General features: G+C 74.3%; 5 protein-coding genes. 3 read left to right on the top strand and 2 right to left on the bottom strand.

Translation table 11 applies throughout. The features are described 5' to 3' along the window. Positions 1-141: 141 nt before the first annotated feature. Complete coding sequence (locus AB0M29_RS37725) at positions 142-951, bottom strand: GAF and ANTAR domain-containing protein (RefSeq protein WP_365391307.1); 810 nt, start codon at positions 949-951, stop codon at positions 142-144. Between the two features lie 168 nt (positions 952-1,119). Between AB0M29_RS37725 and AB0M29_RS37720 the strand changes: the two genes are divergently transcribed. Further along, complete coding sequence (locus tag AB0M29_RS37720) at positions 1,120-4,074, top strand: FAD-binding and (Fe-S)-binding domain-containing protein (protein ID WP_365391305.1); 2,955 nt, start codon at positions 1,120-1,122, stop codon at positions 4,072-4,074. 34 nt (positions 4,075-4,108) lie between these two features. Here the strand turns inward: AB0M29_RS37720 and AB0M29_RS37715 are convergent, their stop codons facing one another. Beyond that, positions 4,109-5,260 (bottom strand): PP2C family protein-serine/threonine phosphatase, encoded by a 1,152-nt coding sequence (locus AB0M29_RS37715; RefSeq protein WP_365391303.1) that lies wholly within the window; start codon positions 5,258-5,260, stop codon positions 4,109-4,111. Between the two features lie 258 nt (positions 5,261-5,518). On the opposite strand from AB0M29_RS37715, the gene AB0M29_RS37710 reads away from it, so the two are divergent. Together AB0M29_RS37710 and AB0M29_RS37705 are read left to right on the top strand one after the other, a co-directional pair. Continuing rightward, a complete protein-coding gene (locus tag AB0M29_RS37710) occupies positions 5,519-6,925 on the top strand; it encodes a M1 family metallopeptidase (RefSeq protein ID WP_365391301.1) in 1,407 nt (468 codons plus the stop codon). A gap of 97 nt (positions 6,926-7,022) precedes the next feature. Beyond that, the gene (locus tag AB0M29_RS37705; protein WP_365391299.1) at positions 7,023-7,871 is read left to right on the top strand and encodes a pentapeptide repeat-containing protein; all 849 of its coding nucleotides are present in this window, start codon (positions 7,023-7,025) and stop codon (positions 7,869-7,871) included. Positions 7,872-7,903: the final 32 nt, after the last annotated feature.

The following is a 7,903-nucleotide window of genomic DNA, read 5'->3' as shown; positions in this document are numbered from 1 at the left end:
GCCCGCTGCCAGAGGCAGCGGGCGGGCAGGTCGGGTGGGGTGGATTCGGCGGCGGGCGGGTGCGATCCGCGGGGGACGGGCGCGGGGCGGGGCGGGGCGGGGCGGGATCACGGGCCGCCGGGGGCGCGGCGCAGGGCGGGATTACGGGGGTGAACTTGGGCCAGGGCGGAGGGAGTCGGTGTCGAGTTGGTGGGTGAGGATGGCGCGGGCCAGGTCGGGGAGGCGTTGGCGGTGGGCGCGGGAGTGGCGGCGGAGGAGGGTGAAGGCGTCGTCGACGGTGATCTGCCAGCGTTCGGCGAGAAGACCTTTGGCCTGCTCGACCAGGACGCGGCTCTCCAGCGCGGACTGGAGCTGCGCGGCGAGCACGGCCTGGTGCTGCCGGGCCCGGGCCTGGAGGACGCCCACGGTGGTGGCGTCGGCCAGCGCCTGCGCGAGCTCCGCGTCGGCGGCCGGCAGCGGCCCCGGCGCCGTACGGAACAGGCTCAGCGCCCCGATCACCTCCTCACCGCGCCGCAGCGGCACCGCGAACGCCGCGGTGTACCCGCTCTCCAGCGCGCGCTCGGCGAAGCGCGGCCACCGCACCGCCTCCCGGGCCAGCTCCGCGGCCGTCACCGGCAGCCCGTCCCGGTAGCACTCCAGACCCGGCCCCTCACCGCAGCGCTGCTCGTCCAGCCCCAGCCGCCGGGCCCGCTCGTCGGAGGCCGCCGCCATCCGCACCTCACCGCTCCGGTCGGCGAGCAGCAGACCGGCCGCCGCCACGTCGACGAGCCGTACACACCGCTCGGCGAGCAGCTCCATGACGCACGACGGCTCGTCCTCCTCACCGAGCGTGTCGGTGAGCGCGAGGAAGGTGGAGGCGAGCAACTGTTCGCGCGCCGCCCCGGTGGCCGAACCCGGCTCCGTATTCGCTTCCGGTCCCGTAGCGGCCACCGTCCCCGTATTCGTACCCACGCCTGCCCCCATCCCGGGCCGGTCCCCGGTACCGGCCACGCTGCCGAGTATTCCCCGCGCGCGCCGGTCCCGCGTCCGCCGGAGGACGGAGACCGAGGTGGTCGCGCGGGAACGCCAAGTCCGGCATACCTTGGCAAACGGTGTGAGATCCCCGTCCAGGAGGTCCTGATGCCCGTGCGAGACGTACGTGAGCCGAACGGGGATGCGCTGCGCCCCGTGCCGCCCGCGGCCGGGGACACGGTGCCGGACCGGGTCGAGGAGTCGCGGGCCGGCGGCACCCCGGCGGGCCTGCGCGCGGAACTGACGGCGCTGCTGGGCCCCGCCAAGGTCCTCGGCGCGGTGTCGGACCTCGTCCGGTACGCCTCCGACGCCAGCCCCTACCGCTTCGTGCCGCAGGCCGTCGTGGTGCCGGAGAGCACCCAGGACGTGGTGAAGCTGCTGGGGTACGCCCGGCGCGAGCGCCGCAACCTCGTCTTCCGGTCCGCCGGTACCAGCCTGAACGGCCAGGCGCAGGCCGAGGACATCCTGGTGGACGTACGCCGCCACTTCAGCGGCGTCGAGATCGAGGCCGACGGCACCCGGGCCAGGATCCTGCCCGGCACCGTGCTCGCGCGGGCCAACGCGACGCTGGCCCGGTACGGGCGGGTGCTCGGGCCCGACCCGGTGGCCGCCGTCGCCCGCACCCTCGGCGGGGTGATCGCCGACAACGCCTCCGGCATATCGGCGGGCACCACCCGCACCGCCTACCGCACCGTCGCCTCGATGACGGTGGTCCTGCCGTCCGGCACCGTCGTGGACACCGGCGACCCGGACGCCGACGCGGCGCTGGCCGCGGCCGAACCCGAGTTGTGCCAGGGCCTGCTGGACATCAGGGACGAGATAGAGGCCGACGAGCAGCTGACCGCCAGGATCCGCGCCAAGCACGCCATCAAGAACACCAGCGGCTACCGCCTCGACGCCTTCCTGGACGCCGAGACGCCCGTCCAGATCCTGCGCCGCCTGATGTGCGGCGCGCAGGGCACGCTCGGCTTCGTCGCCGAGGCGGTCCTCGAAACCCTGCCGGTGCGCCCGGCCACCACCGCAGCCCTGCTGTTCTTCCCCTCGCTGACCGCCGCCGCCGCGGCCGTACCGCTGTTCCACCAGGCGGGAGCCGACGCCGTCGAGCTGATGGACGGCAACGCGCTGCGCGCGGTGGCCGGTGTGCCGGGCGGGCCCGCGGAGTGGGCGGGGCTGCCGCGGCAGACCACCTGCCTGCTGGTGGAGTTCCGGGCCGCGGACGACACCGAGCTGGGGGCGTACGAGAGAGCCGCCCGCCGGCTGTGCGACGACCTCGGGCTGATCGCCCCGGTGCCGTCCGCCGACAACGCCTTCAGCCGCGACCGGGAGCGCGCCGCCGCGCTGTGGCGGATGCGCAGGGCGTTCGTGGCGGCTGTCGGCCGCGCCCGCCCGCCCGGCACGACTCTGTTCACCGAGGACTTCGCGGTGCCGCCGGACCGGCTCGCCGAAGCCTGCGCGGAACTGCTCGACCTCCAGGCCCGGCACGGCTACGACGCCGCCGTCGCGGGCCACGCCGCCCACGGCGGCCTGCAATTCCTGCTCGCCTTCGACCCGGGCGTGCCCGCCGAGGTGGAGCGCTACGCCGCCTTCCTCGACGACTTCTGCCACACCATGGTGGAGCGGTTCGACTGCTCGCTGAAGGCCGAGCACGGCACCGGCCGCAACCTGACGCCGTACCTGGAGCTGGAGTGGGGCGCGCAGGCCACCGGGCTGATGTGGCGGATCAAGCGGCTGCTCGACCCGGACGGCATCCTCGCGCCGCACGTGGTGCTCGACCACGACCCGCGCGGCCATCTGCGCGGCCTGAAGACGCTGCCGGTCATCGAACCGGCCGCCGACGGCTGCGTCGAGTGCGGCCACTGCGAACCGACCTGCCCCAGCCGCGACCTGACCACCACCCCGCGCCAGCGCATCGTGCTGCGCCGCGAGATGCTCCGCCAGCCCGCGGGCTCACCCGTCCTGCAGGCGCTGCTCGACGCGTACGGCTACGACGCCGTCGACACCTGCGCGGGCGACTCCACCTGCGCGCTGGCCTGCCCGGTCGGCATCGACACCGGCGCCCTGATGCGGGACTTCCGCCGCGCCCGGCACTCCCGGGGACGGGAGCGGGCCGCCGCCGCGCTGGCCACCCACTGGCGCGCCGCGGAACGCACCGCCCGCGCCACCGTGGCCGCCGCGGGCGCGATACGCGACCGGGTCGGCGACCGCCCGCTGGCCGCGGCCGGCGCGCTGGCCCGCCGCGCCGCGCCCGCGGGAGTGGTGCCGGAGTGGCTGCCCGAACTGCCCGGCGCGGCACCGCGGCTGCCCCGAACCGAGCGGACCGGGGCCGCCGCCGTCTACTACCCGGCGTGCGTCAACCGGATCCTCGGCGGCCCGGCGACCGGCGGCGGGCAGCGGGGGGAGTCGCTGCCGCAGGCCGTCGTCACCGTCTCCGCGCGGGCCGGGCTGCCGGTGTGGATACCCGACGACGTGGCGGGCACCTGCTGCGCCGCCGTCTGGCACGCCAAGGGCTTCCCGGCGGGCGGCGCGGTGATGGCCAACAGGATCGTGGAGGCCGCCTGGGTGTGGACCGGCGGCGGACGGCTGCCGCTGGTGGTGGACGCCAGTTCCTGCACGCTCGGGCTCGCGCGCGAGGTGGTGCCGTACCTCACCGACGCCAACCGCGAGCTGCACGGCGAACTGACCGTCGTGGACTCGGTGGTGTGGGCCGCCGAGCAGCTGCTGCCCAAGCTGACCGTCGCCAACCGGGTCGGCTGCGCGGTGCTGCACCCGACCTGCTCGCTGCGGCACCTCGGGCACACGGACGCGCTGGAGACGGTCGCCCGCGCCTGCGCGCGGGAGGTCGTGGTGCCCGACGACAGCGGCTGCTGCGGCTTCGCCGCCGACCGCGGCACGCTGCACGAGGAGCTGGTGGACGCCGCGACCCGGCGGGAGGCCGAGGAGGTCGCCGCGCGCGGCTACGACGCCTATCTGTCCGCGAACCGGATGTGCGAGCTGGGCATGGAACACGCGACGGGGGAGCCGTACGAGTCGGTGCTGATCGCGCTGGAGCGGGCCACCCGCTGAACCGCCTCGCGGGCCGGGAACGGGGAGACGCCGGTCAGCCGGTGACGACCGGCGGGTCCTGCGGGTGGGCGGGCAGCGGCCGCGGGATCGGGGCGACCAGCAGCAGGACGACGTCGTCGGACAGCGAGCCGCCCGTGTGCCCGAGCAGATCGGCGTAGACCCGCTCCACCGCGCTGTCCAGGTCGTGCGAACTGCCCTTGACCAGCGGGCCGACCCGCTGCTCCAGCGGGTAGAAGGTGTTGTCGGCCGGGCTCCTGGCCTCGATCACGCCGTCCGTGCAGAACACCAGCACATCGCCGGGCAGCAGCGGCACCCGCCACGGCGTGGGCCCGTCGTCCACCATGTCGGCCAGGCCCAGCGGCAGCCAGGGATCGGTCGGTACGAGCTGCTCGACCTCGCCGTCGCGGGAGACCCGCAGCGGCGGCACATGGCCGTAGTGCAGCAGCTCCACGCGGTCCGGCTTGTCGAACTGCGCGAACAGCGCGGTGATGAAGTCGCCGCTGGTGCCGTTGCGGCCGACGCTGGTGTCCACCCGCTGGGCGACGCGCTCCAGACCGCCCTCGTCGAACGCCGCCTCCCGGAAGGCGCCGAGCACCACGGCGGAGGTCTGCACCGCGCCCAGGCCCTTGCCGCGCACGTCCCCGATCAGGGCGCGCACGCCGTGCGGGGTCTCCAGGACGGAGTAGAGGTCGCCGCCGATCTGCGCCGCGTCGGCCGCCGACACGTACCGCACGGCCAGCCGGACACCGCCGACCCGGGGCGCCGGCGGGCGCATCAGGGCGTGCTGGGCCGCCTCCGCGACCGAGGTGATCGCGGTGAAGGCCCGCGCGCCGGTCTCGCGGCGCCAGGCGATGTAGACGCTGAAGACGGTGACGGCCGTGTAGGCGAACAACTGCCCGAAGAGGATGTCGTGGTCGTTGACGTCGGTCACACCGTCGTACGGCGAGAGGGCGGCCTGGGTGGCGAGCCCCAGGAACCCGATGAAGATGGTGCGCTGCCAGCTGACCGTGATCGCGGCGAGCGGCGGCGCGACGATGATGCCCGGGGTGAGGAAGTGGTCCCGGCCTGCGGCCAGGTCGGCGAGGGCCACCACGATGATCGCGATGATCGGGAGCGAGATACCCATCCGCGACAGATACTCGCCCTCGACCCGCAGCAAGGCTTTCTTGAGCCAGGCGATCTTCACATGGTGTACCTATCTGGCCTTCCCGGCGGGGGCAGCCGCTCGTCCAGCTCCTCAAGGCGCGCCGATCAGTACCAGAGTTCCAAGCTCCACCCGGCTCCGCAAGCGCAAAAACCTGTGGGTCGGGATCCGGCCGTTGTGTTGCCCAGGATGAAAACTCTGCGACAGCAGTGAGGGAAGGGGTGGCTGAGGTGCCCGGGTCTCCCTAGGGTCGCCGTGTACCTGCCACTGACCCTGTGACTCCCGCGCTGGAGGACCCCTGTGCGTACGAGAGTGATCGCGCCCGTCGCCGCCGCCATCGGCCTGCTGCTGGCGATCCCGGCATCCGCGGCCGACGTCGGCCCGGGCGCGCCCGGCATCGGCGACCCGTACTACCCGACCTACGGGAACGGCGGCTACGACGTCTCCCACTACGACCTGAACCTGAAGTACCAGCCCGCCACCGACCAGCTCGACGGCACCGCGGTGATCACCGCGACCGCCACCCAGGGGCTGAGCAGCTTCGACCTGGACTTCGCCCTCACGGTGAGCAAGGTCGTGGTCAACGGGCGGCCGGCGGGCTTCGCCACCAGCGGTGAGCAGGAGCTGGTCGTCACCCCCGCCAAGCCGATCGCCAAGGGCCACCCGATCACCGTCGCCGTCACGTACTCCGGCGTCCCCTCGACCGTGCGGCGCTACGGCTTCACCTCGTGGCAGCGCACCCCGGACGGCGCGGTCGCCGCCAACGAGCCGGAGTCGGCCTGGTGGTGGTTCCCCAGCAACGACCACCCGGCCGACAAGGCCAGCTACGACGTGAAGGTCCAGGTGCCCAGCGGCGACCAGGCGATCAGCAACGGCCTGCTGGTCTCCCGCCGCACCGCGGACGGCTGGAGCACCTACCACTGGCGGGAGACGAAGCAGCAGGCCACCTATCTGGCCACGCTGGCGGTCGGCCACTTCGACATCACCCACAGCCGCACCCGCACCGGCGTCCCGGTGATCAACGCGTACAGCACCGACCTCCCGGCCGCCGAGGCCGCCAACGCGCGGGCCAGCGTCGAGCGCACCGCGGAGATCGTCGACTTCCTCAGCGGTTACTTCGGCCCGTACCCCTTCGAGTCGGCGGGCGGCTACGTGCCCAACGTGACCGCGCACTTCGCCCTCGAATCGCAGACCCGGGTCTTCTACAGCCCGCACTTCTTCGTCAACAAGCCCGACACCAGCGTCGTGGCGCACGAACTGGCCCACCAGTGGTGGGGCGACGACGTCTCGCTGGAGCGCTGGTCCGACATCTGGCTGAACGAGGGCTTCGCCAGCTACGCCGAGTGGTTGTGGGCCGAGCACGAGCACACCGGCACCCCGCAGCAGCTCGCCCAGCAGATCTACGACGCCCACCCCGCCGGCGACGCGTTCTGGACGGTGAAGCCGGGCGACCCCGGCGCCGCCAACCAGTTCGACGACGCCGTCTACGACCGCGGCGCCGTCGCCATCCAGGCGCTGCGCACCACCATCGGCGACCGCGCGTTCTTCGCGGTGCTGAAGGCGTGGCCCGCGCTGCACCGCTACGGCAACGGCACCATCGCCGAGTTCCAGCACCTCGCCGAGAGGGTGTCGGGCAAGCCGCTGGGCGACTTCTTCCACACCTGGCTCTACACCGCGGCCAAGCCCGCCGTCCTCCCGGCGCCGTGACCGCCGGGTAGGGACCCGGTCGCGGCGTGCGGCACCATGGATCCCGGGCGGGCCGGACGACGGCCCGCCCGGGAGACCGAACGGGAGAGCGTGCGCCGTGACCGAGGCAGGAACCGACAGCCGGACACCGGCCGCGGACGGGCTGCGGGCCGACTGCGGCAACTGCTTCGGGCTGTGCTGTGTGGCGCTGGCCTTCACCGCCTCCGCGGACTTCGCCGCCGACAAGAAGGCGGGGGAGCCCTGCGGGCATCTCGGCCCCGGCCACCGCTGCGGCATCCACGCCGAGCTGCGCGGCCGCGGCTACCAGGGCTGCACCGTCTACGACTGCTTCGGCGCGGGCCAGAAGATCTCCCAGGTGACCTTCGGCGGCCGGGACTGGCGCGGCGCCGAGGACGGCGGCCGGGCGATGTTCGCGGTGCTGCCGGTCGTCCGGCAGCTCCACGAACTGCTCTGGTACCTGGCCGAGACCCTGGCGCTGCCCGCCGCCCGCCCCGTGCACACCGCCGCCGCGCGGCTCAGCGAGCGGGTGGCGGCGCTCAGCCGGGGCACCGCGGACGAGCTGCTGGCGCTGGACGTGGCCGCGCACCGCGCCGAGGTCAATGTGGTGCTGCTGCGCGCCAGCGAGCTTGCCAGGGCCGCCGTCCCCGGCCGCAAGCGCGACCGGCGGGGAGCCGACCTGATCGGCGCGCAGCTGAGGGGCACGTCGCTGCGGGGCGCCGATCTGCGCGGCGCGTATCTGATCGGGGCGGATCTGCGGGACGCGGATCTGCGGGGCGCCGACCTGATCGGCGCGGACCTGCGCGACACCGATCTGCGCGGCACCGACCTCACCGGCGCGCTCTTCCTCACCCAGTCCCAGCTGAACGCGGCCCGCGGCGACGCGCGCACCCGCTTCCCCGCCGCCCTGGGCCGCCCGGCGCACTGGGCGGCCCAGAGCCCGTCCTAGCGGGTGGGGCGGTGGTGCTGAGCACGCCCTCC

It is taken from the genome of Streptomyces sp. NPDC051976, assembly GCF_040680795.1.
In the GTDB taxonomy this organism is placed as follows: Bacteria; Actinomycetota; Actinomycetes; order Streptomycetales; family Streptomycetaceae; genus Actinacidiphila.
This window is presented reverse-complemented; position numbering and strand designations above follow the sequence as displayed.